Source organism: Streptomyces sp. NBC_01537 (genome assembly GCF_045040445.1).
GTDB lineage: Bacteria > Actinomycetota > Actinomycetes > Streptomycetales > Streptomycetaceae > Actinacidiphila.
The window spans coordinates 5979741-6001503 of record NZ_CP109392.1 but is presented as its reverse complement, the minus strand read 5'-3'; the positions used below and the strand labels follow the sequence as shown (position 1 = coordinate 6001503).

The following is a 21763-nucleotide window of genomic DNA, read 5'->3' as shown; positions in this document are numbered from 1 at the left end:
TGACGCGTGAGCGACGGCAGTAGTACCAGAGGCGGCAGCGGCGACGGTCCGCCCACTCCGCCCACCGCGCGGCGCGCCCGGCGCGTACGCATGACGGGCAAGGAGCGCCGCGAGCAGCTCCTGGACATCGGCCGGACGCTGTTCGCCGAGCGCGGCTTCGAGGCCACCTCGGTCGAGGAGATCGCCCACAAGGCCGGCGTCTCCAAACCGGTGGTCTACGAGCACTTCGGCGGCAAGGAAGGCCTCTACGCCGTCGTCGTCGACCGCGAGATGCGGCGCCTGCTCGACATGGTCACCGGCGCGCTCACCGGCGGACACCCGCGCGAGCTCCTGGAACAGGCGGCCTTCGCCCTCCTGGACTACATCGAGCAGTACACGGACGGCTTCCGCATCCTCGTCCGCGATTCGCCCGTGGCGCAGTCCACCGGCACCTTCGCCTCCCTGATCAGCGACATCGCCACCCAGGTCGAGGACATCCTCGGCATGGAGTTCAAGCAACGCGGCTTCGACCCCAAGCTCGCCCCGATGTACGCCCAGGCCCTCGTCGGCATGGTCGCCCTCACCGGCCAGTGGTGGCTGGAGACCCAGAAGCCGAAGAAGGCGGAGGTCGCCGCGCACCTGGTCAACCTGTCCTGGAACGGCCTGTCGGGGCTTGAGCCCAAGCCCCGACTCATCGGCCACCGCAAGAACTGACGGTCAGCTCCGCATCGGAACCGGCTCCAGGAACTCGATCCGGTTGCCGACCGGGTCCTCCGAGAAGAACCGCTCATGGCCCGGCAGGTCGTAGTCCCAGACCACCTTCGCGCCGCGCTCCTGCAGCCGCTTCGCGAAACCGTGGATGCCGGTGACCCGCAGGCCCGGGTGGGCCTTCCGGGCGGGGCGGAAGGCCTCCTCGATGCCGATGTGGAGCTGGACGGTGCCGTCCGCCGTGGCGAACCAGCAGCCGCCCCTGCCGGCGAGCACGGGCGGCTTGGCCCGCTCGGTGAGGCCGAGGACGTCCACGTAGAAGGCGCGAAGGTCGCCCTCCGTGCCGGGCGGGGCGGCGAGCTGAACATGGTCTATAGCGCTGATCACGCGGTTTCCTTTCGCTTGTGGACGACGGCGAAGATCCGCCGGAAGGGGAAGACCGTGCCGCGCGGTCCGGCCGGGTACGCCTTGCGGAGCAGGTCGCGGTATTGGGCGAGGAACTCGCCGCGCGCGGCGGGGTCGTCGGCGAGGGCGGTGAGGACGGGGCGCAGGGCGGTGCCCTTGGTCCAGTCGAGGACGGGGTCGTCGCCGTGGAGGAGCTGGACGTAGGTGGTCTCCCAGACGTCGGGCTCGGCGGCGAGGCCGGGGAGGGCGGAGAGCCGCTCCAGGTAGCCGGCGGGTTCGAGGATGTGGACGAAGCGGCGGCCGTGGCCGTCGCCGAGGCGGTCGCGCCACTGGGGGGCGTCGCAGAGCTCGCCGAGGAGGGCGTGGCTGGGGGAGGTGAAGTTGCCGGGGACCTGGAAGGCGAGGGTGCCGCCGGGGGCGAGGTGGTCGAACCAGACCGGGAGGCGGTCGGGGTGGCCCTCGACCCATTGGAGGGCGGCGTTGGACACGATGAGGTCGTAGGGCAGGTCGGGGGTCCAGTGGGCGGCGTCGGCGGGCCGGAAGTCGAGGCAGCCGCCGCCGGGGGTGGGGCCCTCGTAGGCCTGGGCGGCCCGCAGCATGTCCGGGGAGCTGTCGAAGCCGGTGATGTGGGCGTCGGGCCAGCGCTGGGCGAGCAGGACGGTGACGTTTCCGGGGCCGCAGCCGATGTCGGCGATGCGCACGGGCGTGCCGGGGAGGTCGGGGATGCGGGTGAGGAGGTCGTGGAAAGGCCGGGCGCGGTGGGCGGAGTGCCGGAGATACTGTTGCGGATCCCAGGTCGCTGCTGCTTGCATTGTTCGAAAACCCCCTGGTCAAAGAGGTGTCACAAGGCGTCAGAAGTGTAGTTGGCGCTTGTTGCGGACACTTTCCATACCGTCCCCCACTTAATATCTTGATGTCAAGAGACTTCATGTCGACAGAACCACTACACTGATCGCCATGGAGGACGAGGTCGACCGGCTGGTCGCTGCATGGCGCCGAGAGCGCCCCGACCTCGACGTTGAGCCGCTTGAGGTGCTGAGCCGGGTGAGCCGGCTCGCCCGGCATCTGGACCGCGCCCGGCGGCTGGCCTTCGCCGAGCACAGCCTGGAGCCGTGGGAGTTCGACGTACTCACCTCACTGCGCCGCGCCGGGCACCCGTACCAGCTCTCACCTGGGCAGTTGCTGACCCAGACGCTCGTCACCTCGGGCACGATGACCAACCGCATCGACCGGCTGGCGAAAAAGGGCCTCGTGGAACGACTCCCGGACCCCTCGGACCGGCGCGGCGTGCTCGTGCGGCTGACCGACGAGGGCCAGGACCGGGCCGACCAGTCCCTGGCCGGGCTACTGGCCCAGGAGCGGGCGATCCTGGCCGAGCTCTCCGACCGCCAGCGCGTCGAACTGGCCGGACTGCTGCGGCAGTTGACGGCACCCTTCGACAACGTACCGGGCTGATTCCGGATCTTGGCCGGCACGCACTCAGCCACCCACTCGGCGGACACGCACCGCTACCGGTTGCGCACTCATAGTGGCACACCTAGCTTGATGGTGTGAAGGCCGCATAAAGACCAAAACGGCACTTTTGCGGCACCCGACGTGTCATTCGGCTTTAAAAAAAGCGTCGGTTTCCATTCCGGACCCTCGCCGGGTCCCTCTCCAACATTGGAGATGCAGATGACTCTGCAGAAGAGCCTGACCAAGATAGCCACCGCGACCGTGACCGGCGTTATCGCCACCACGCTCGCACTGGGCAGCACCGGCACCGCGTTCGCCGACGACGCGCCGCAGGGCAACGCCCCTGAGGTCACCGCCCCGGAGGTCACCGCCCCGAATATCGCCGCCCCGGACGCCGCTGCCCCGGACGCCGCCGCCCCAGACGCCGCCGCCCCGGGCCTGCTCCAGGACGACGACGGCCTGGCGCCGGACTTCGACACCAGCGGACTGGACCCGGTCCAGTCCGATGAAGTCGACGGCTCCAATGCGGCCGACGCCCAACTCCCGGACCTGTCCGGCGAGATGTCGGCCATGTCGGCACCGGTGGCGAATTCCGGTTACTACCCGCACCGGTCCTTCTACAAGGGCCGGGTCACCGCCCGGATCGGCCTGCGGGTCCGCTCCGCGCCCAGCACCCACGCCCGAGTCCTCGGCACCCTGTCCCGCGGCTCGCTCGTGTGGATCCAGTGCAAGGTCAACTCACAGGTCGTCGACGGCAACCCGCGCTGGTACAAGCTGGCCAAGGGCATGTGGGCCTGGTCCGCGGCCCGCTACATCAGCAATATCGGTCCGGCGCCGCGCTTCTGCCACTTCAAGGAGCGCGACGACAATCACGGGAACCACAACAACAACGGCTGGCACCAGGACAACAACAACGGCCGGGAGAACGGCCGGGAGAACGGCCGCGAAAACGGCCGCGAAAACGGGCGTGAGAACGGCCGCGAGAACGGCCGTGAGAACGGGCGTGAGAACGGGCGTGAGAACGGGCGTGAGAACGGCCGCGAGGACGGCCGTCAGAACGGCCAGGAGAACGGCCGCGAGAACGGGCGTCAGGACGGCCGTCAGAACGGCCACGACTCCGGTTCCGAGAGCAGCCACAACCAGGACTGGAACAGCAGCGACAACAGCAACGGCTGGGACAGCGCTGAGGGTGGCAACTGACACCGGCTCCTGTCGGTGACCCGGCGGCCTGCTTTCCCCGTTCGCGGGGAGAGCAGGCCGCCGCCTCAGCGCCTGCTTCAGGCCCCGGCGTTCGCCGCCAGGTCGGCCGGTCCGACCCCGGCGCGCCGGGCCAGGGCCACGGCGGCCAGCGTCGAGTGGACGCCAAGCTTGCCGAGCACGTTCTGCATGTGCGTACGCACCGTGTGCGGGGAGAGGTAGAGCCGCTCGGCCACCGCCTTGCGGCCCAGCCCGGCGACCATGCAGCGCAGCACTTCCTGCTCGCGCGGGGTGAGCGACTCCACGAGGCGCTCGCTCTCGGTGCGGTGCCGGCGGGCGGCGGTCAACTCCCGCAGTACGCCGGTGAGCAGCGCGGGCGGCAGATGGGTCTCGTCGCGCAGCACGCCGCGCGTGACGGCCAGCAGCCGGGACAGTGAGCAGTCCTTGGCGACCCAGCCGGACGCCCCGGCCTGCAGGGCGCGGGCGGCGCGGCGGGCGTCGTCGCGCTCGGCGAGGACGATGGTGCGCATCGCCGGGTGGTCGGTGCGCACCCGCTCGACCAGGGCTATGCCGTCGGCCGGCGCGACCGGGACGTGCCCGTCGGCGGGGACCGCGTGCAACCCCGGCTCGGGCAGCCGTGGTTCGGGCACCCTCGGCTCGGGCACCCGGTTGGCGGTGCTCAGGCTGGCGGTGTTCAGGGCCGCCGCGGTGACCGGCACTCTGGCGGCGGCGCCGAGGTCGGCGTCCACGAGCAGGACGTCATAGCGGCGGCCGTCGGCCGCGGCGCGCTCCAGGCAGCGCTGAGCGGCCGGTGCGCTGCCGGCCGCCGATACATCGACATCGGGCTCGGCAGCCAGGGCTGCGGCGAGCGATTCGGCGAAAATGCGATGGTCGTCCACGACGAGAACGCGAATCCGTACCACGGGCCCCACTCCCGGCATTTGGCAGTCCCCCAAGGTGGAGGCGGTCGCCACGGAGGATCCGGCACCCGGAGCGGGGCTGTGCACCGCAGCCACCGTCCGTACGACCGCCGCCGTAGGTGGTGGACTACTACCCCGTTCCAGGTGCCGAACCCTTGTGTCTCGCCCCCTGATGCTGCGCCGGCCCCCACCGGCGCTGTGAAAAAAGCGTAGGGGCAGGGGCTGACAAAGGCGCCGGAATGGCAAAACTTGCTTGATGGAGTTGGGTTTTGTTGCAGATACTGATCGGTTCAGGCCAGTCGGCGGGCGCCTTCGGACGGAACCGCGCTGAAGACCCGCGGGGTACGGAAGCCGGCCGAGGCGAAGGCCGCCAGCACCGCCTCCTCGACCTTGTGCGCCGCCGCGTCCTCGACCAGGACGATCGCCGAGCCGCCGAAGCCGCCGCCGGTCATCCGGGAGCCGAGCGCGCCGGAGTCGTTGGCGGCGGAGACCACCAGGTCCAGCTCCGGGCAGGAGATGCGGAAGTCGTCGCGCAGTGAGGCATGACCCTCGGTCAGGACCGGCCCGAGGGCGCGGAAGTCGCCGTCCCCGGCCAGGCGGGCGACCTGCTCGACCCGGTGGTCCTCGGTGACGACATGGCGGGTGAGGCGGACGAGCTCCTCGTCGTCCAGGCGCGCGAGGGCGTCGTCGAGCCCCTCGAAGGGGACGTCCCGCAGCGCGTCGACCTCCAGGGCGTCCGCCGCCGCCTCGCAGCCGGCCCGCCGCTTGCCGTACTCGCCCTCGCTGTGGGCGTGCTTGACCTGGGTGTCGACGACCAGCAGCCGAAGCCCCTGCGCGGCGAGGTCCACCGGGATCTGGCGCTGCGACAGGTCCCGGGTGTCCAGGAACAGGGCGTGGCCGGCGGTGCAGCAGGCGGAGGCGGTCTGGTCCATGATGCCGGTGGGGGCGCCGACGTAGACGTTCTCGGCGCGCTGGCACAGCCGTGCGAGCCGCCAGCCTTCGAGCCCCAGGTCGTAGAGGTCGTTCAGCGCGAGCGCGGTGACCACTTCGAGGGCGGCGGAGGAGGACAGGCCGGCGCCGGTGGGGACGGTGGACTCGTAGTGGATGTCCGCGCCGCCCACCGCGTGGCCCGCGTCGCGCAGCGCCCAGAACACGGCGGCGGGGTACGCGGCCCAGCCCTGCGCCGGGGCGTCGGGGTGCAGTTCGCCGACATACAGCTCGACGACGGCGCCGTCCACGTCGCCGGAGGCGGAGTGCAGCCGCAGCAGCCCGTCGTCGCGGCGCGAGACGGCCGCGATCGTGGTGTGCGGCAGCGCGAAGGGCATCACGAAGCCGTCGTTGTAGTCGGTGTGCTCACCGATCAGGTTGACCCGGCCGGGTGCCGCCCAGACACCCTCCGGGTCGGTGCCGTAAACCGCGCGAAAGGCGTCGCGAAGGGCGTCTGCCGTCACTTCTCGTTCTCCAGGTTCTGCGTGAATTCCCATGCGTCGCGCACGATACCCGCGAGGTCGGCGCGGGACGGCTTCCAGCCCAGCCGCTCCTTCGCCCGCTCGGCGGAGGCCACGAGTACGGCCGGGTCGCCACCGCGCCTCGGGGCGATGACCTCGGGGATCGGGTGGCCGGTGACCTGGCGGACGGTCTCGATTACCTCGCGCACCGAGAAGCCGCTGCCGTTGCCGAGGTTGCAGATCAGGTGCTCGCCGGGGGCGGCGTGCTCCAGGGCGAGGAGGTGGGCGTCGGCGAGGTCGGCGACATGGATGTAGTCGCGGACGCAGGTGCCGTCGGGGGTCGGGTAGTCGTCGCCGAAGACGGAGATGGCCTCGCGGCGGCCCTGGGCGACCTGGAAGACCAGCGGGATGAGGTGCGACTCGGGGTCGTGGCGCTCGCCGGAGCTGCCGTACGCGCCCGCGACGTTGAAGTAGCGCAGCGAGACCGCCGCCAGGCCGTGGGCGGTGGCCTCGCTGGTGATCATGTGGTCGACCGCGAGCTTCGAGGCCCCGTACGGGTTGGTGGGCAGCGTCGGCTCGTCCTCGGTGATCGGGACGGTCTTCGGCTCGCCGTACGTGGCGGCGGTGGAGGAGAAGACCAGCTTGCGCACGCCCGCCCCGCGCATGGCGGCGAGCAGCTCCAGCGAGCCGGCGACGTTGTTGCGCCAGTACTTCTCGGGGTTGACGACGGACTCGCCGACCTGGGAGCTGGCGGCGAAATGCAGCACGCCGTCGTAGGAGGGGTCCAGGATGCGCGCGGCATCGGTCTGGATGCGGCCCTCGACGAACTCGGCGCCCTCGGGGACCCCGGCGCGGAAGCCGGTGGACAGGTCGTCCAGGACGGTGACCTCGTGGCCCGCCTCCAGCAGGTGCCGGGCGACGACGCTGCCGACGTAGCCGGCGCCGCCGGTGACCAGGTATTTCTTCGTACCCGTGGGGTCGCTGCTCACAGGGTCACTGCCTTCCTCATGTCTCCGGTGTCCGTCTCGCCGCCACCGTAGCGGCGGCTCGTGAGGGCTCGCTGAGAGCTTTCCATGAAGGCGCTCATACGCTTGCGACCGCCCGCAGCCGCTGCGCCGCGGCCTCCGGCGGCACGTCGTTGATGAAGGCGCTCATGCCGGACTCCGAGCCCGCCAGGAACTTCAGCTTGCCCGCCGTGCGGCGGATGGTGAACAGCTCCAGGTGCAGCGCGAACTCGCGGCGCAGCTCGCTGCTGAAGGGCGCCTGGTGCCAGCCCGAGATGTACGGGGTCGCGGGCTCGTTCTCGCCGAAGATGCGGTCGAAGCGGCGCAGCAGCTCCAGGTAGACCTCCGGGAACTCCGAGCGCGCCTCCTCGTCCAGGCCGAGCAGGTCCGGCACCCGGCGCTTGGGGTAGAGGTGCACCTCGTACGGCCAGTGGGCGGCGTAGGGGACGAAGGCCGTCCAGTGCGCGGTGTCCATGACGATGCGGGAGCCGTCGGCGAGCTCGGCGGCGATCGTGTCGTCGAAGAGGTTGCGGCCGCCGGTGGCCTCGCGGTGCTGCTCCAGGGAGCGCAGCATCAGCTCGGTGCGCGGGGTGACGGAGGGGTAGCCGTAGATCTGCCCGTGCGGGTGGCCCAGGGTGACGCCGATCTCCTTGCCGCGGTTCTCGAAGCAGTAGACCTGCTCGACGGAGGGCAGCTGGGACAGCTCGGCCGTGCGGTCGGTCCAGGCGTCCAGGACCAGGCGGGCCTGGTCCTCGGTGAGGTCGGCGAAGGACTTGTCGTGGTCGGAGGTGAAGCAGACCACCTCGCAGCGCCCGGTGTCACCGCTGAGGGAGGGGAAGCGGTTCTCGAAGACCGCGACGTCGTAGTCGCTGTCCGGGATCTCGCTGAGCCGGCCCTCGCGCGACGGGCACAGCGGGCACTCGTCGGCGGGCGGTAGGTAGGTGCGGCCCTGCCGGTGGGACGCGATCGCGACGGAGTCGCCGAGCAGCGGGTCGCGGCGGATCTCCGAGGCGGTGGCCACCGGGTCGAGCGGCCGGTGGTCGACGGCGTCGCGCACCGCGTCGTCCCGGCGGTCGTAGTAGATCAGCTCGCGACCGTCGGCGAGCCGGGTCGTCGTCTTCTTCACCGTGCGGGCTCCTGGCTCCTCATCCGTCCACCAAACATAAGCGAACACAATTAACCACAAGGCAACAGTTGCGTCAATGATTCCGGCATTCCGGGGAGGCATCGGCGATATGCGCTCCCTGCCCTCCCCGCACTCCCCGCTCCAACTCGCCGACGATCTCCGGCTGCCGACCAACGTGCTCGACTACTCGATCCTCGCGATCTACTTCGTCGTCGTCCTCGGCATCGGCTTCGCCGCCCGGCGCAGCGTCAAGACCAGCCTCGACTTCTTCCTGTCCGGCCGCTCCCTGCCGGCCTGGGTGACCGGCCTGGCCTTCGTCGCCGCCAACCTCGGCGCCACCGAGATCCTCGGCATGGCGGCCAACGGAGCACAGTACGGCGCGTACACCGTGCACTGGTACTGGATCGGCGCGATCCCGGCCATGGTCTTCCTCGGCCTGGTGATGATGCCGTTCTACTACGGGTCGAAGGTCCGGTCCGTACCGGAGTTCCTGCTGCACCGCTACGACCGGGGCGCGCACCTGCTCAGCTCGATCCTCTTCGCGTGCGCCGCCATCCTCATCGCGGGCGTCAATCTCTACGCGCTGGCGATCGTCGTCGAGGCGCTGCTCGGGTGGCCGCAGTGGGTGGCCATCGTCGTCGCCGGGTTCTTCGTCCTGATCTACATCACCATCGGCGGCCTGTCCTCGGCGATCTACAACGAGGTGCTGCAGTTCTTCGTCATCCTCGCCGCGCTGATCCCCCTGACGGTGGTCGGCCTCAAGCGGGTCGGCGGCATCAGCGGCCTCACCGACACGCTCGACGCCTCGCACGGCGCCGACTTCACCACCGCCTGGAACGGCACCGGCATCGGCGACCCCAACCCGCTCGGAGCGAACTGGCTGACCATCGTCCTCGGCCTCGGCTTCGTCCTCAGCTTCGGCTACTGGACCACCAACTTCGCCGAAGTCCAGCGCGCGCTGTCCGCGAAGAACCTCTCGGCCGCCCAGCGGACCCCGCTGATCGCGGCCTTCCCCAAGATCTTCATCCCGTTCATCGTGATGGTCCCCGGGCTCGTCGCGGCGGCGATCCTGCCGACGATCGGCACCGACAAGTCCGATCTGACGTACAACGACGCGATCCCGCTGCTCATGCAGGACCTGCTGCCCAACGGCGTGCTCGGCATCGCGGTCACCGGGCTGCTGGCGGCCTTCATGGCGGGCATGGCGGCGAACGTCTCGTCCTTCAACACGGTCTTCACCAACGACATCTGGGGGCCGTACGTGCGGCCGGGCCGCCCCGACGAGTACTACGTGCGCTTCGGCCGGATCATCACCGTGATCGGGGTGTGCGCCAGCATGGGCACGGCCTTCCTGGCGTCCACGTTCAGCAACATCATGGCGTACCTGCAGACGCTCTTCTCCTTCTTCAACGTGCCGATGTTCGTGGTCTTCATCATCGGCATGTTCTGGAAGCGGACGTCCGCCAAGGCGGGCTTCTGGGGGCTGCTCAGCGGCACGGTCGCCGCGATGATCAACTACTTCTGGTTCTACAAGCAGGACGTCATCGGCATCCCGAGCGACCAGGGCGCCAACTTCGTCTCCGCGATCGTCGCCTTCGTCACCGGCGCCGTCGTCATGGTCGCCGTCACCGCCTTCACCCCGCCCAAGACCGCCTCCGAGCTCGCCGGCCTGGTCTACGGCACCCGCTCCCCCGGCGTGGCCGAGCCCCCCGCCAAGGGCGACGACGCCTGGTACCGCCGGCCCGCGCTGCTGGGCTGGACCGCGCTGGTGCTGGCCGCGCTGTGCTACATCCCCTTCTCGTTCTGAGGTGACATCACATGACCGACAACGAGCCGCGCGAGCCCGAGTACCAGCACCAGGTGGAGGAGCTGGAGAAGCTCTCCACCACCGCCGCCCGCCTGTTCGACATCCGCCGCATCATCGGCGGCCTCTTCACCGTCTACGGCGTCATCGTCACGATCGCCGGCCTCGTCGCGTCCGACGCCGAGATCGACAAGGCCCAGGGCATCAACCTCAACCTCTGGACGGGGCTGGGGATGCTGCTGCTGGGCCTGTTCTTCCTGGTGTGGCTCAAGCTCAGCCCGACACCTCCGCCCCCGGCCGCGCCCAAGGCGTCGGGCGAATCCCCGCACCCCTAGGGAGCCGCTGCCGGGCGGGGCGGGGCCGAGGCGCGGTCCAGCAGACCGGTCCGGGCTGCCAGGGCCGCCGCCTCCAGGCGGGAGCCGACGCCGAGCTTCATCAGGACGCGCTGTACGTGCGTACGCGCCGTGCTGGGGGCGATGCCCATGCCGGCGGCGATGAGGCGGGTGTCCTCGCCCTCGGCGACGCGGACGAGGACCTCGATCTCGCGGGGCGTGAGGATCTGCAGGAGCCTGGTGCCCTCGTCGTCGGGCTCGGCGACGGGGTTGAGGAGTTCGGCGAAGGCGGCCTGGAGGAGGGCGGGGGCGACGGCGACCTCGCCGGCCCGGGCCTTGCTCATGGCGCGCTCGACGCCCTCGATGCGCTCGTCGTGGCGTACATAGCCCGAGGCACCGGCGGCGAAGGCGGCGGCGATCCCACGCGGGTTCGGCACCGGTCCGAGGACCAGCACAGCCACCCCCGGCCGCTCCTTCTTGATCCGTACGACCGGGTCGAAGACCCCCGGCTCGGCCGGGGACGCGGTCCCGATCAGGCAGACCTCCGGCGACCGCGACAGCACCAGGTCGGCCGCACCGGAGGCGGGTGCGGAGGCCGCGAGGACGCGGTGCCCGCGCAGTTTCAGCGCGGAGGCGAGCGCTTCCGCCAGCAGACGGTGGTCGTCGACCACCACAAGCCGTACGCCCATGGCGTCCCCCTCATCCACCGAGCCCAGCTGTGCCCCCTCTGTGGGCCCGGGTCTAGCCCCGGAAGGTACACGCTTGTTCGACTTTCCGCGCCCCTTACTGGTCAGAAGCCTCCCTCATTACCGGAATTCCCGCCCTTTGTTGGCTGGTTCACTCCCGAAAGGGTCTGTTTCGTATCTCAGTCGGACAACATGTGTCCGTTCAGCCGAAGGCCGTGATCGACTTCGCCGTCGTGGCGAAGAAGTGCTCCCTGTACAGCCACAGGTGACCGCCGGTTCCGGCGCCCTCCGGGAGCTCCATGTACGGCGCCACCTCGTGCGTCGCGGTGTCCACCGCGATCAGCCGCCCCGGCTTGCCGTACGCGGCCGCCTGATACCCGATCACCTCGTCCCCGCCCTCGTCCAGGCCGACCACCGTCACCTCGCGCTCCCAGTCGGGCCCGGCGAGCCACTTCACCTGTCCGGTCCTCAGGTCGAAGGCCGCGATCCGCCCCGGGTGGAACCCGGTGGAGGCGTAGAGCGTGTCCGAGTCCACCGCGTAGCCCTCCGCGCCCGGACTGCCCAGCGGGATACGGGACTTCTCCCTCCCGTCCTCCAGGAACACGACCTCCGAGAGCGGCGAGCCGCGCCCGGCCGACAGCCCGACCACCACCGGGTCGGTGGAGATCACAGCGCTGAGCTCGCTGTGCGAGGGCACTGCCCAGCTCCACTGCCTGTCGCCGGAGGCGCTGATCCCCTGGAGGTACGTACCGCACTGGATGACCGCGATCGGCTCCGACCCGCCCCCGGAGCCGACGTCGCCGCAGTTCGCCGCCACCTTCGCCGTCCACAACACGGCGCCCTTGGCGATGTCGATCGCCATCAGCCGGGCGCACCCGGCGCCGAACGGCACCACGATCCGGTCGTCCGGGCTCTTCCGCGCCGCGGGGCAGGGCTCGCCGGACAGCGGGACCGACCAGTTCTCGTGCCCGCTGTCGATGTCGTGGGAGACCACCGCGTCCGGCGTCGCCTCGACGATCGCGTTCCCGGTGAACCACGCGTCCTGTCCCAGCGCCCCGGACTTGGTCCACAGCAATCCGGCCGGGATCGCGTTGCCGCCGCTGCCGCTACCGCGCTGCGAGTGGGCGGCGATCGGGCCCACCTGGGGCCGCTTCGGGGTCACCACGTCGTCGGAGGCCGCGCCCAGCACGCCGCCGACGACCGCCACGAGGGCGACGGCCGAGGCCACGACGACGCCGATCAGCTTGCCGTTGCCGCCGCGCGGGGGCAGGGGGGCGTAGTGCGGCGGCTGCTCGTACGGAGGGGGAAGCGGCGGCTGCGACATGGGGCTCTTTGTATCACTGGCAACTCACAGCCCCGGGCGCCTACTTGACACCGTTACGTTGCGGCTGTAGCTCGGCTGCGGCTCGCTACACCTCGTCCGCGAGCTCCAGCCAGCGCATCTCCAGCTCGTCCCGCTCGGCGCTCAGCGAGCGCAGTTCCATGTCCAGGGTCGCGACCCGCTCGAAGTCCGTCGCGTTCTCGGCGATCTGCGCGTGCAGCTTCTTCTCCCGCTCCGCGACCTTGTCGAGCTGCCGCTCGACCTTCTGCAGCTCCTTCTTCGCCGCGCGGCTGTCGCCGCCGCCCTTGGGCTTGGCGGGCGCGGCGGCCGGGGCCGCCGCCTCCACGGCGGCGCGGCGGCGCTCCAGGTACTCGTCGACGCCGCGCGGCAGCATGCGCAGCGTGAAGTCGCCGAGCAGGGCGAGCACACGGTCCGTCGTGCGCTCCAGGAAGTACCGGTCGTGGGAGATCACGACCATCGAGCCCGGCCAGCCGTCGAGGAGGTCCTCCAGCTGGGTCAGGGTCTCGATGTCCAGGTCGTTGGTCGGCTCGTCCAGGAACAGCACATTCGGCTCGTCCATCAGCAGCCGCAGGATCTGCAGCCGCCGCCGCTCACCGCCCGACAGGTCGCCGACCGGCGTCCACTGCTTCTCCTTCGTGAACCCGAACTTCTCGCACAGCTGCCCGGCGGTCATCTCCCGCCCCTTGCCCAGGTCCACGCGCTGCCGGACCGCCTCCACGGCCTGCAGCACCCGCCACGCCGGGTCCAGCTCCGCGACCTCCTGCGACAGATACGCCAGCTTCACCGTCTTGCCCACGCTGACCCGCCCGGTCGCCGGCTGCTTGTCCCCGTCGCTGTACGCCGCCTCCGCGAGCGCCCGCAGCAGCGAGGTCTTGCCCGCGCCGTTCACCCCGACCAGGCCGATCCGGTCGCCCGGACCGAGCTGCCAGGTGAGGTGCTTCAGCAGCACCTTCGGCCCGGCCTGCACGGTCACGTCCTTGAGGTCGAAGACCGTCTTCCCGAGGCGCGAGTTGGCGAACTTCATCAGCTCGGCGGTGTCGCGCGGCGGCGGCACGTCCGCGATCAGCTCGTTCGCCGCCTCGATGCGGTACCGGGGCTTGCTCGTGCGTGCCGGGGCCCCGCGCCGCAGCCAGGCCAGCTCCTTGCGCATCAGGTTCTGCCGCTTGCTCTCCTCGGTCGCGGCGATCCGCTCCCGCTCGGCGCGCGCGAAGACGTAGTCGCTGTAGCCGCCCTCGTAGTCGTGCACGTCGCCGCTCTGCACGTCCCACATCCGGGTGCACACCTGGTCCAGGAACCACCGGTCGTGCGTCACGCAGACCAGCGCCGAGCGCCGGACCTGCAGGTGCGCCGCCAGCCACGAGATGCCCTCGACGTCCAGGTGGTTCGTCGGCTCGTCCAGCACGACCAGGTCCTGCTCGTCGATCAGCAGCTTCGCCAGCGCGATGCGGCGGCGCTCACCGCCGGAGAGGGGGCCGATCACCGTGTCCAGCCCATCCGGGAAGCCCGGCAGGTCCAGCCCCCCGAACAGCCCCGTCAGCACGTCCCGGATCTTGGCGTCCCCCGCCCACTGGTGGTCCGCCTTGTCCCCGAGCACCTCATGCCGGACCGTCGCCGCCGGGTCCAGGCTGTCGTGCTGCGTCAGCACCCCCAGCCGCAGGTCCCCGAGGTGCGTGACCCGTCCGGTGTCCGGGTCCTCCAGCTTCGCGAGCATCCGGATGAGGGTCGTCTTGCCGTCACCGTTGCGGCCGACCACCCCGATGCGGTCGCCTTCCGACACGCCGAGCGAGATGCCGTCGAGCAGCGTACGGGTCCCGTACACCTTGCCGACGGACTCGACGTTGACCAGGTTGACGGCCATTTTTCTCCATGCTCGCGATATGCGTGTGATTGCGCGTGAGGGGGCGGACAGCCCTACCAGCCTAATGCGGGCAGCACAACCGCTCGCACCCGGCGACCGGACCGGCCCGTACGGTGTCCCCATGGAGACGTATCCACTCGCGGAAGCCCGCGACCGGCTCGGTCAGCGCAAGCTTGAGGAGCTTCAGCGTCTACGAGATGCCGCTGACGCTGCCGAAGCTGCCGCCCGCGAGGCGGCTCCGACCGGCCCGTCGATGACGCACGACGACTTCATGGCCCGGCTGGAGGACGAGGATCTACGGGCCGCAGTTCTCAAAGTCGGCCGCGTGACCTGAGCCCGGCGTTCCCGGCGGCCTCGACCAGGGCCCAGCCCGCCAGGGCCATGGCCACCGCCGCCGGGGCCGTGATCCGTACGGCGATCAGTACCGCCGTGTGCCCGTCCAGCAGCCCACCGAAGCCCACGATGGACAGCCCGAGCACCCCGAAGAGGGCGAGGGTCACCCCGAGTGCCGCCCCCGGACCGCCCCAGCGCGCGGGCGGGGCCGCCGTCCGGGCGGCGGGCGGGCGCTCGGCGCGGCGGAAGACGGCCACCAGCGCCGCCGTCACCCCGGCGGCCACCGCCATGCGCGGCGGCACCTGGGCCCACCACGCCCCGCTGCCCGGCGCGGGGAGGTCGAGGCCGGCGGCCAGCATGACCGCGTAGACGCCGAGCATCGCGGTGAGGTGCCACAGGAAGGCCGTCATCGCGATCCCGTTCGCCACCACTACCGCCCGCCATGCCGCCGGGCGCTCCAGCAGCCGGGCGGCGGGCTTACGCAGCAGCTCCACGGCCCCGACCAGCCACATCCCGTGGCACAGCAGCGCGAACGTCGGCGGGGCCATGTTCGAGATCCGCTCGCCCGGCATCCCCACCATGGACAGCGGATACGGCCCGAACGCGACGAGGGAGGCGGCCCCCGCGAGCCCGGCCACCGCGAGGAGAGCGGGCCGCGTCAGCATTCCGTCCGCCCGCAGGAACCCGAGCTGGTGCACGGCCAGCCACACGAACGCGAAGTTCAGGAACGGCACATACGGCACCCCGCCCTCGAACCGCAGCACGTCCACCGCCGCCGCCCCGCCGACCAGCCCCGCGAACGCCCACCACCCCCACCGCTCGTGCAGCCGCAGCAACGGCGGCGTGAACGCCACCATCGCCAGATAGATCCCGATGAACCACAGCGGCTGCGCCACCAGCCGCGCCGCCACCCCGGCCAAGTCCCCGCCCGAGTCCGTCAGTTGCAGAGCCAGCGCCCCCGCGCCCCACACCGCGACGAACACCATCGTCGGCCGCAGCAGCCGCTGCAACCGCGCCCGCAGGAAGGCCGCGTAGACGCCCTGCCCTGCCAGCTTCCGGCTCACCGACCGGTACGACATCGCGTGCGAGAACCCGCCCACGAAGAAGAAGACCGGCATGACCTGCAACACCCACGTCAGCAGCTGCAACCCCGGCCGGATCGCCAGCAGATTCCCCACCTCGGCCGTCCCGTCCGCCCCCACCGACACCGCCGCCATCAGCCAGTGCCCCAGCACGACCGTCGCCAGCGACGCGACCCTCAGCAGGTCCATGTACCGGTCCCGCGTGGCGGGTGTCGCGGCGGCGACGGCCCCGGCGTCCATGTGCGAGCTGCGCGTGCGTATGCCTATGCCCATGCCGACACGATCGCGCGCGGGACGGCCCGGCCGTCAGGGCCGCCCTACTCAACGGGCCGTCGTGGCCGCTGAGTACGGCTACTCAGTCGGCGAAGTCCTTGAGCTGCTCCGTCTCCAGGGTGAATCCGACGGGGGCGGGAAGCTTGACCGGGTCACCGAAGACCAGCGTCGTGACGGTGCGGTACCTTCCGTCTTCCGGTCGCCGGTAGACGCTGACCGTGCTGTCGTCGCGGTCAATGAGGAGGTAGATCGGGATTCCGGCCGCGGCGTAGCCGTCGCGCTTGTCGATCCGGTCGCGCTGATTCGTGTCGGAGTCGTGCGACGTCACTGCGACGGCCATGAGTACGCCGTCCGGGTCGGACCACTCCCCGTCCCCGGCGAAGCTTCCGGTGGGCGCGAGCACCCCGTCCGCACGGGCACGGCCCTTGCGATAGGCCTCGGTTTTCAGACCGCTCTCCGGATACAGGGACAGCTCGGGGCGGTGCTGCATGCACTGCCTGAGGAGCCACATGACGATTTCGCGATGATGGCCGTCCGGCACCGGCTTGACCTCTAGCCTTCCGTTGATGAACTCCAGCGTCACGGTCTCCGGCGCTGCGTGAGCCAGCTCCTCGAACTCCTCGACGAGCATCTGGGGCCGGTCAGCGGTGGTGGGGGTCATGGCGTCGCCTCCTCCCCTCCATACTGCCCCGGCATCGGGCAATGCGTGCTGAACCTCAGCGGTCACCTGCTGCTCCTTTCCGGTACCCGGGCGGCCTGCCGCAGCCGCCCGGCCCACACATGGACCTCGGCCGGGGTCAGCGCCACCCACTGCGCCGTCCGCCCTCGGGCCTCGCTCTCGCCCTCGCTCCGGCAGCGGCGGCACAGCCCGCCCGGCAGATCCTCAGGCTCGCCCGGGGTATCGCACCCCGTGCAGAGCATGATCCGCCGGGCCCGGGGCGCCGGCCTGGGCGCGGGCTCCGGCGGCACCTTGTCCACGAGCCGTTTCCGGGCGAACTCCCGAGGGCACCGCACGCCCTCCGGCGGCAGCCGGAACGTCAGCTCCCGCACCACATGCGCCACCGACACCCCGCGCGCCAGCCACTCGCCCGCCAGCGCTTCCAACTCCTCGCAGTCGGCGTGCGACAGCATCATCCGATGGTCGGCCGCCCCCACCATCGCCAGCGCCCGGTACGCCGCCGACCGGGCGGGCCTCACCGGCTCCGACGCCGGCTGCTCGACCGCCCCACCCGCCCGAAACCACGCCCACCAGGCGGCGTCCCGCGCCGTACGGCTGAAATAGGTGTACGTCACCCACTGCGAGGACTCCCCGCGCGGCTCCGTGAACCGCCGCAGATGCCCCACCGCAGACAGGCCGTTCAGGCCCGCCCGTACCGCCGCCTGCCCGTACATCGGCTGCGCCTTGGCCAGGGACTTCACGTCGATCGCCGCGCCTTCCGGCAACCGGTCGATGTACGCCGCCAGATAGGCCTCACGCTCCGGCAGATGGCCGAAATCGCCCCGGCGGCGCGGGCCTTCATCGGTCACCGCACGCTTGCCGTAACCCAAAGGGGCCATCGGATGTGCGGGGGCGGGCAGGGCAGCACTAAAGTTTTCAGAAGCCACGAGATCGTCCCTCGATCTTGGAGGTCAGACCCCGGCAGGTGCTCTAACACCTCGCCGGGGTCGTTGCGTTGTGGCGAACGCTAGAGCGTCCCCACCCTCCGTCGCAAGCCCGTCACCGTTAGTCATACCGGCAGGCCCGCGCGCCTGCGAAGGGGGCGGGTGGGCGGGAACCCATGTCCTCTGACCAGTTCGATACAAACAGTCGCTCGACGCCCGGCGCCCGGAGCTCACCCAGTCACAGAGTCACCGGCAGAGTTCGTCGATGTCCTCGTCGAAGGTCGCGAACTCGGCCCGGGCCTCGGCGATGATCACCCGGGCGGGCCGCCGCCGGGTCGTCGCGTGCCGCTCGGCGATCTCGGCCAGAGTCGCGTTCGGGCGTGCCTTCTGGTCCGGGTACTCGACGGCTTCCTGCGGCCCGGAGCCGTCGGCCAGCACCCACAGGAAGTCGGACAGGTTTCCGGCCACCACGCCGCGCTCGCCCTCCGAGCCGAAGAACACCACGGGCTGTTCGGCGAGGGGCCGCCCCGGCCGTGCGCACCAGATGGCGGCGAGACCGCCGGTGCCGTCCTGCCCGAAGACCCGGTAGGCGCCGCCGTCCAGCTCGCGATTGCCGGTCCAGCTGCGCAGCCAGTCGGTGGTCTCCTCGGCGGAGTCGAAGGCGTCGTACGGCTCGAAGTCGACGCCCTCGCCATCCTCGCCGTACTCGAATTCGACCCGTGCCACCTCGGCCAGGGCGGGCGGAAAGCGGCGGTCCCCGCCGGTCGTCTCAGTCATGCGCGCAGACTAACCACGCCCACTGACACCGCTGTTGCCCGAGTCCGGTGTCCACTCTGTGCATAGAACCGTGGACTCATTGCTAACGACTCCCTCTTGGCGATCAAGAGAGGCTGGCGGAGCGTAAGACGCCGGAAGGAGGGGGTCCGGCGTCTTGGCCATCGCCGTACCGGCGGATGTGGGGGCATCACCGGTGCTCGGACTCGCCTGCCCGCGGCAACCAGCCGCGGGCGGACGAGTGCCCCATCCGCTACTTCACGTCGACGAAGTCAGCGCCCGAGGTGGCGGCGCCCGTGGTGGAGGTGGCGCCGGAGGTCCAGCGCCAGTAGCCGTCCACGGATGCCTTGACGGTGGTCTTCAGAGCGCCGGTGGAGCTTGAGGTGACCGTCTTGACGGTGGTGTAGGCCGAGCTGCCCTTCGCGCGGAACTGGAGCTTGGCCGACTTGCCGGCGTAGCCGACGTACTTGCGCTTCACCCAGTCCGCGCGGGTGAGCCTGCCGGTGACGGTGATCGTCTTGCCCTTCTTCACCGGCTCCGGCGAGGCGTTGACGGTGACCTTCGCCTTCCGCTGGACCTTGACCCGGCCGGAAGTCGCCGAGTATTCCTGGGCCTTGAGGCTGCCGTTGGACTTGAACAGGCGTAGAAACACACCGACCTTCCAGGTCGTGGCGTCGCTGTTGGAGTCGAGGTCGTAGAGCGGCTCGATGGTGAGCTCGCCCTCGCAGTCGGCCACCTTCGAGCTGACCTCGTAGCAGGTGTATCCCGCCGGGAAGATGCCGCCGGCTTCGGCGCCCTTCTTGGCGGTCGTGCCGCGGTAGAGATACGGATCCGCGTGGTAAGCGAACGGGTCGGCGGTGCTGTAACCGGAGGGCAGCGTGATCCGGAAGGTGAGGGACGGCTCCCAGTTGCCCGAGGTGCCCACCACGATGGGCTTGCCGTTGTTGACGACGATCCGCGACACCGTGATACCGGTGTCCGCCGCCTGTGCCGCCGGGGCGGTGAACGCCCCGAGAGCCAGCGCGCCCGCGATCGCCGCGACGGCGCCGGTTCTTATGCCTGCCTTCATGCACACCTCTTTTGCTGGTTTTGCCACGGCTTGATTGATCCGCGGCCGGCAGGCTACCAGCGGGTTTGCCGACGGCCCTCAGCGGCCGACGCCAAGCGAAGGCGGACCAGGCCGCCGCCCCGAAAACCCTTACGCCTGGCCCGGCGAGAGCTGGTAGCTGTTACCCCCATGGAGATCACGGACCCCCTCGAACAGCTCCTCGCCGAGCGCGCCTGTGAGCGCCTCCTCGTCGAATTCCTCCGCCGCCTCGACCTCGGCGACCCGAGCAGCGTCGCGGACCTCTTCACCCCCCACGCCTTCTGGCACTGGCCCGACGGCGACCGCCGTATCGAGGGCCGCGACGCGCTGCGCGCCTACTTCGGCTCCCGCCCCGCCGACCGGCTCTCCCGCCGCATGTCCACGAATGTCCTCGTCACCGTCGACTCCCCCACCACGGCCACCGCGACCTCGTACTTCGCGACGTACCGCGTCGACGGCCACGCCCCGGGCGCCGGCCTGCCGACGCCCCGCCTCCCCGCGAACATCGGCCATTACGAGGACGACTTCCGCAAGGTCGACGGAGTCTGGCTCCTCGCCGGGCGGACGCTGTTCCTCGCCTTCGGCGGGGAGACCGAGCGGTTGCGCGGCTAGCCGTCGACGGATGCCTTGACGGTTCAGCGGCCACGTGGCTGGCCGGCGAGCGCGGTTGGTGGGATCCCCAGCGCGTCCAGTCGGGACAGGAGTTCTGCCTCCTGTCCCTGTGTGACGGCAATCCACAGGGATGTTCCCGAGTCACTGGCACTGAAGACGAGCTGGTCCCCACGCCGGCCCTCGGCGTGATGTCCGCAGGGCTCAATACGTCCACGAGAACGAGTTCACGGACCGAGCCGTCATCCTGGTCGATCACATGGATGACCTTCCCACACGGGCCCGCCGGGACGGCCGCGTCACCTGACGTGGGCGCCCTCCGCCGGGCCCGAGGTGACGCGCACCGCGCGGCACGTGCCGGAGGCGGTGAGGGCGGCGGCGACCGCGCTGGCCGCGTCGGCGTCCTTGGCGAGGAAGGCGCAGGTGGGGCCGGAGCCGGAGACGAGGGCGGCGAGGGCGCCGCCTTCGGTGCCGGCGGAGAGGGTGGCGGCGAGGGAGGGGCGCAGGGATACGGCGGCGGGCTGGAGGTCGTTGACGAGGGTGGCGGCGAGGGCGCCGGGGTCGCCGGTGCGGAGGGCTTCCAGCAGGTCGGCGGAGGGCTCCGCCCCGGGGACGTCGGCGTCGCCGCGCAGGCGGTCGCACTCGCGGTAGACGGCGGGGGTGGACAGGCCGCCGTCCGCCACGGCGAAGACCCAGTGGAAGGTGCCGCCGACCTCCAGCGGGGTGAGGATCTCGCCCCGGCCCCGGCCGAGGGCCGCGCCGCCGACGAGGCTGAAGGGGACGTCGCTGCCGAGGTCGGCGCAGATGGACAGCAGTTCGTCCTGCGTCGAGCCCGTACCCCAGAGGGTGTCGCAGGCGAGCAGCGCGCCCGCCGCGTCCGCGCTGCCGCCGGCCATGCCGCCCGCGACCGGGATGTCCTTGGCGATGTGGATGTGCACGTCGGGGGCGAGGCCGTGGCGCTCGGCGAGCGCGATGGCCGCGCGGGCGGCGAGGTTCGTCGCGTCGAGCGGTACGTGCTCCGCGTCCGGGCCCTCGCAGGTGATGCGCAGGGAGTCCGCCGGGGTCACCGTGACCTCGTCGTACAGGCCTACGGCCAGGAAGACGTTGGCCAGGTCGTGGAAGCCGTCGCTTCGCAGCGGGCCGACGGCGAGCTGGACGTTGACCTTCGCGGGGACGCGGACGGTGACCACGGAACTCCTTGACGACGGACCAGAGGGGAGAGCTTCCGCCATTCTCCCAGCCCGGCGGACCCGGTCGCGCCGGTCAGGCCAGGGGCATGACCTTGCGGTACGCGGTCACCGCGATCGCCGCGACGGCCACATGCATCAGCAGCAGCGCGATCACGCCGGTCGCGCCGCCGGCGTTCCAGAGCAGGAAGTCCGGGACGAAGGAGACCACGACCACGGCCGGGACGAGCCACCGGACCAGCGCCTCGGGGGCCTTGGACGCCTTGCGCACGAGGGCCCAGCCGCCCGCGCCGATCAGGACGCCCACCGTGGTGAGGAATATGTACGAGCCCGGCTTGAGCGGCTGGAAGTCGTCCGGGGCGCCGATGGCCAGGGCGGTGACGGCGATGACGGCGTTGATCACGCTGGACACGAGGACGGCGGCGGCGATGCCGCCCGCGACGACGGCCGCACCGCGACGGGCGGGGGCGGCGGTCAGGGAGAGGTCGGACACGTCAGGCTCCAGGGGGCACAGGCAGGGCAACGGGGACGGAAGCGACTTGAGCCCTTGCA

Annotated in this window: 23 protein-coding genes; 7 read left to right on the top strand and 16 right to left on the bottom strand. The window is 70.9% G+C overall.

What is annotated here, in order from left to right; genetic code table 11:
- Positions 1–6: 6 nt before the first annotated feature.
- Entirely contained in the window at positions 7–693 is a 687-nt protein-coding gene (locus OG607_RS27740; RefSeq protein ID WP_329317296.1) for a TetR/AcrR family transcriptional regulator, read from the top strand.
- Positions 694–696: 3 nt separating this feature from the next.
- Here OG607_RS27740 and OG607_RS27735 read toward each other — a convergent pair whose 3' ends face one another.
- Both OG607_RS27735 and OG607_RS27730 read right to left on the bottom strand, forming a co-directional pair.
- The gene (locus tag OG607_RS27735) at positions 697–1074 is read right to left on the bottom strand and encodes a VOC family protein (protein ID WP_405729026.1); all 378 of its coding nucleotides are present in this window, start codon (positions 1072–1074) and stop codon (positions 697–699) included.
- Positions 1071–1904: a trans-aconitate 2-methyltransferase gene (locus OG607_RS27730; protein WP_405729023.1), complete on the bottom strand. Its 834-nt coding sequence runs from the start codon at positions 1902–1904 to the stop codon at positions 1071–1073. Before OG607_RS27730 ends, OG607_RS27735 begins: the two co-directional genes overlap by 4 nt.
- A gap of 145 nt (positions 1905–2049) precedes the next feature.
- Between OG607_RS27730 and OG607_RS27725 the strand changes: the two genes are divergently transcribed.
- Together OG607_RS27725 and OG607_RS27720 are read left to right on the top strand one after the other, a co-directional pair.
- Complete coding sequence (locus tag OG607_RS27725; protein WP_405729020.1) at positions 2050–2547, top strand: MarR family winged helix-turn-helix transcriptional regulator; 498 nt, start codon at positions 2050–2052, stop codon at positions 2545–2547.
- 219 nt (positions 2548–2766) lie between these two features.
- Positions 2767–3747, top strand: coding sequence for an SH3 domain-containing protein (locus OG607_RS27720; RefSeq protein WP_405729017.1), 981 nt, complete (start codon positions 2767–2769; stop codon positions 3745–3747).
- Positions 3748–3824: 77 nt separating this feature from the next.
- Here the strand turns inward: OG607_RS27720 and OG607_RS27715 are convergent, their stop codons facing one another.
- From OG607_RS27715 to galT, 4 genes are all read right to left on the bottom strand, one after another.
- Positions 3825–4667, bottom strand: a complete 843-nt coding sequence (locus OG607_RS27715; RefSeq protein ID WP_405729014.1) for a LuxR C-terminal-related transcriptional regulator — start codon at positions 4665–4667, stop codon at positions 3825–3827.
- A 287-nt stretch (positions 4668–4954) separates the two neighbouring features.
- Entirely contained in the window at positions 4955–6148 is a 1194-nt protein-coding gene (galK, locus tag OG607_RS27710; protein ID WP_405729011.1) for a galactokinase, read from the bottom strand.
- Positions 6112–7101, bottom strand: coding sequence for a UDP-glucose 4-epimerase GalE (gene galE, locus OG607_RS27705; RefSeq protein ID WP_405729008.1), 990 nt, complete (start codon positions 7099–7101; stop codon positions 6112–6114). Before galE ends, galK begins: the two co-directional genes overlap by 37 nt.
- Positions 7102–7195: 94 nt before the next feature.
- Complete coding sequence (gene galT / locus OG607_RS27700; protein WP_405729005.1) at positions 7196–8242, bottom strand: galactose-1-phosphate uridylyltransferase; 1047 nt, start codon at positions 8240–8242, stop codon at positions 7196–7198.
- A 109-nt stretch (positions 8243–8351) separates the two neighbouring features.
- On the opposite strand from galT, the gene OG607_RS27695 reads away from it, so the two are divergent.
- Both OG607_RS27695 and OG607_RS27690 read left to right on the top strand, forming a co-directional pair.
- Positions 8352–10049: a sodium:solute symporter family protein gene (locus OG607_RS27695; RefSeq protein WP_405729002.1), complete on the top strand. Its 1698-nt coding sequence runs from the start codon at positions 8352–8354 to the stop codon at positions 10047–10049.
- Between the two features lie 11 nt (positions 10050–10060).
- Entirely contained in the window at positions 10061–10381 is a 321-nt protein-coding gene (locus OG607_RS27690) for a hypothetical protein (protein ID WP_405728999.1), read from the top strand.
- Here the strand turns inward: OG607_RS27690 and OG607_RS27685 are convergent.
- The 3 genes from OG607_RS27685 to OG607_RS27675 all read right to left on the bottom strand — a co-directional run bounded on the left by OG607_RS27685 (position 10378) and on the right by OG607_RS27675 (position 14264).
- Positions 10378–11067 carry a response regulator transcription factor gene (locus tag OG607_RS27685; protein WP_405728996.1) on the bottom strand — a complete coding sequence of 230 codons (690 nt, stop codon included), beginning with the start codon at positions 11065–11067 and terminating at the stop codon, positions 10378–10380. The genes OG607_RS27690 and OG607_RS27685 overlap by 4 nt on opposite strands.
- 199 nt (positions 11068–11266) lie before the next feature.
- Positions 11267–12388 (bottom strand): PQQ-binding-like beta-propeller repeat protein, encoded by a 1122-nt coding sequence (locus OG607_RS27680; protein WP_405728993.1) that lies wholly within the window; start codon positions 12386–12388, stop codon positions 11267–11269.
- Between the two features lie 85 nt (positions 12389–12473).
- Complete coding sequence (locus OG607_RS27675; RefSeq protein WP_405728990.1) at positions 12474–14264, bottom strand: ABC-F family ATP-binding cassette domain-containing protein; 1791 nt, start codon at positions 14262–14264, stop codon at positions 12474–12476.
- 121 nt (positions 14265–14385) lie between these two features.
- Between OG607_RS27675 and OG607_RS27670 the strand changes: the two genes are divergently transcribed.
- The gene (locus tag OG607_RS27670) at positions 14386–14598 is read left to right on the top strand and encodes a hypothetical protein (protein ID WP_405728987.1); all 213 of its coding nucleotides are present in this window, start codon (positions 14386–14388) and stop codon (positions 14596–14598) included.
- Here OG607_RS27670 and OG607_RS27665 read toward each other — a convergent pair.
- The 5 genes from OG607_RS27665 to OG607_RS27645 all read right to left on the bottom strand — a co-directional run bounded on the left by OG607_RS27665 (position 14576) and on the right by OG607_RS27645 (position 19397).
- Positions 14576–15952, bottom strand: a complete 1377-nt coding sequence (locus tag OG607_RS27665) for an acyltransferase (protein ID WP_405728984.1) — start codon at positions 15950–15952, stop codon at positions 14576–14578. The two genes, OG607_RS27670 and OG607_RS27665, sit on opposite strands and share 23 nt — an antisense overlap.
- An 82-nt stretch (positions 15953–16034) precedes the next feature.
- On the bottom strand, positions 16035–16613 hold the full coding sequence (locus OG607_RS27660) for a Uma2 family endonuclease (protein ID WP_405728981.1): 579 nt from the start codon (positions 16611–16613) through the stop codon (positions 16035–16037).
- A gap of 62 nt (positions 16614–16675) precedes the next feature.
- Complete coding sequence (locus OG607_RS27655; protein WP_405728978.1) at positions 16676–17479, bottom strand: hypothetical protein; 804 nt, start codon at positions 17477–17479, stop codon at positions 16676–16678.
- A gap of 321 nt (positions 17480–17800) precedes the next feature.
- Positions 17801–18331 carry an SMI1/KNR4 family protein gene (locus tag OG607_RS27650; RefSeq protein WP_405728975.1) on the bottom strand — a complete coding sequence of 177 codons (531 nt, stop codon included), beginning with the start codon at positions 18329–18331 and terminating at the stop codon, positions 17801–17803.
- Positions 18332–18581: 250 nt separating this feature from the next.
- Positions 18582–19397, bottom strand: coding sequence for a hypothetical protein (locus tag OG607_RS27645; protein WP_405728972.1), 816 nt, complete (start codon positions 19395–19397; stop codon positions 18582–18584).
- A 168-nt stretch (positions 19398–19565) separates the two neighbouring features.
- Between OG607_RS27645 and OG607_RS27640 the strand changes: the two genes are divergently transcribed.
- Positions 19566–20027 carry a nuclear transport factor 2 family protein gene (locus OG607_RS27640; RefSeq protein WP_405728969.1) on the top strand — a complete coding sequence of 154 codons (462 nt, stop codon included), beginning with the start codon at positions 19566–19568 and terminating at the stop codon, positions 20025–20027.
- A gap of 296 nt (positions 20028–20323) precedes the next feature.
- Here the strand turns inward: OG607_RS27640 and OG607_RS27635 are convergent, their stop codons facing one another.
- Together OG607_RS27635 and OG607_RS27630 are read right to left on the bottom strand one after the other, a co-directional pair.
- Positions 20324–21256 (bottom strand): 4-(cytidine 5'-diphospho)-2-C-methyl-D-erythritol kinase, encoded by a 933-nt coding sequence (locus OG607_RS27635; RefSeq protein WP_405728966.1) that lies wholly within the window; start codon positions 21254–21256, stop codon positions 20324–20326.
- 31 nt (positions 21257–21287) lie between these two features.
- Positions 21288–21704: a DUF6069 family protein gene (locus OG607_RS27630; RefSeq protein WP_405728963.1), complete on the bottom strand. Its 417-nt coding sequence runs from the start codon at positions 21702–21704 to the stop codon at positions 21288–21290.
- Positions 21705–21763 lie beyond the last annotated feature (59 nt).

Coding starts and splice junctions, on each gene's coding strand:
- OG607_RS27675 (WP_405728990.1), bottom strand. CDS start 14,264: ATGGCCGTCAACCTGGTCAACGTCGAGTCCGTCGGCAAGGTGTACGGG.
- OG607_RS27680 (WP_405728993.1), bottom strand. CDS start 12,388: ATGTCGCAGCCGCCGCTTCCCCCTCCGTACGAGCAGCCGCCGCACTAC.
- OG607_RS27690 (WP_405728999.1), top strand. CDS start 10,061: ATGACCGACAACGAGCCGCGCGAGCCCGAGTACCAGCACCAGGTGGAG.
- OG607_RS27725 (WP_405729020.1), top strand. CDS start 2,050: ATGGAGGACGAGGTCGACCGGCTGGTCGCTGCATGGCGCCGAGAGCGC.
- OG607_RS27665 (WP_405728984.1), bottom strand. CDS start 15,952: ATGGGCATAGGCATACGCACGCGCAGCTCGCACATGGACGCCGGGGCC.
- OG607_RS27670 (WP_405728987.1), top strand. CDS start 14,386: ATGGAGACGTATCCACTCGCGGAAGCCCGCGACCGGCTCGGTCAGCGC.
- OG607_RS27685 (WP_405728996.1), bottom strand. CDS start 11,067: ATGGGCGTACGGCTTGTGGTGGTCGACGACCACCGTCTGCTGGCGGAA.
- OG607_RS27730 (WP_405729023.1), bottom strand. CDS start 1,904: ATGCAAGCAGCAGCGACCTGGGATCCGCAACAGTATCTCCGGCACTCC.
- OG607_RS27640 (WP_405728969.1), top strand. CDS start 19,566: ATGGAGATCACGGACCCCCTCGAACAGCTCCTCGCCGAGCGCGCCTGT.
- OG607_RS27635 (WP_405728966.1), bottom strand. CDS start 21,256: ATGGCGGAAGCTCTCCCCTCTGGTCCGTCGTCAAGGAGTTCCGTGGTC.
- OG607_RS27660 (WP_405728981.1), bottom strand. CDS start 16,613: ATGACCCCCACCACCGCTGACCGGCCCCAGATGCTCGTCGAGGAGTTC.
- OG607_RS27645 (WP_405728972.1), bottom strand. CDS start 19,397: ATGAAGGCAGGCATAAGAACCGGCGCCGTCGCGGCGATCGCGGGCGCG.
- OG607_RS27695 (WP_405729002.1), top strand. CDS start 8,352: ATGCGCTCCCTGCCCTCCCCGCACTCCCCGCTCCAACTCGCCGACGAT.
- OG607_RS27720 (WP_405729017.1), top strand. CDS start 2,767: ATGACTCTGCAGAAGAGCCTGACCAAGATAGCCACCGCGACCGTGACC.
- galK (WP_405729011.1), bottom strand. CDS start 6,148: ATGGGAATTCACGCAGAACCTGGAGAACGAGAAGTGACGGCAGACGCC.
- OG607_RS27650 (WP_405728975.1), bottom strand. CDS start 18,331: ATGACTGAGACGACCGGCGGGGACCGCCGCTTTCCGCCCGCCCTGGCC.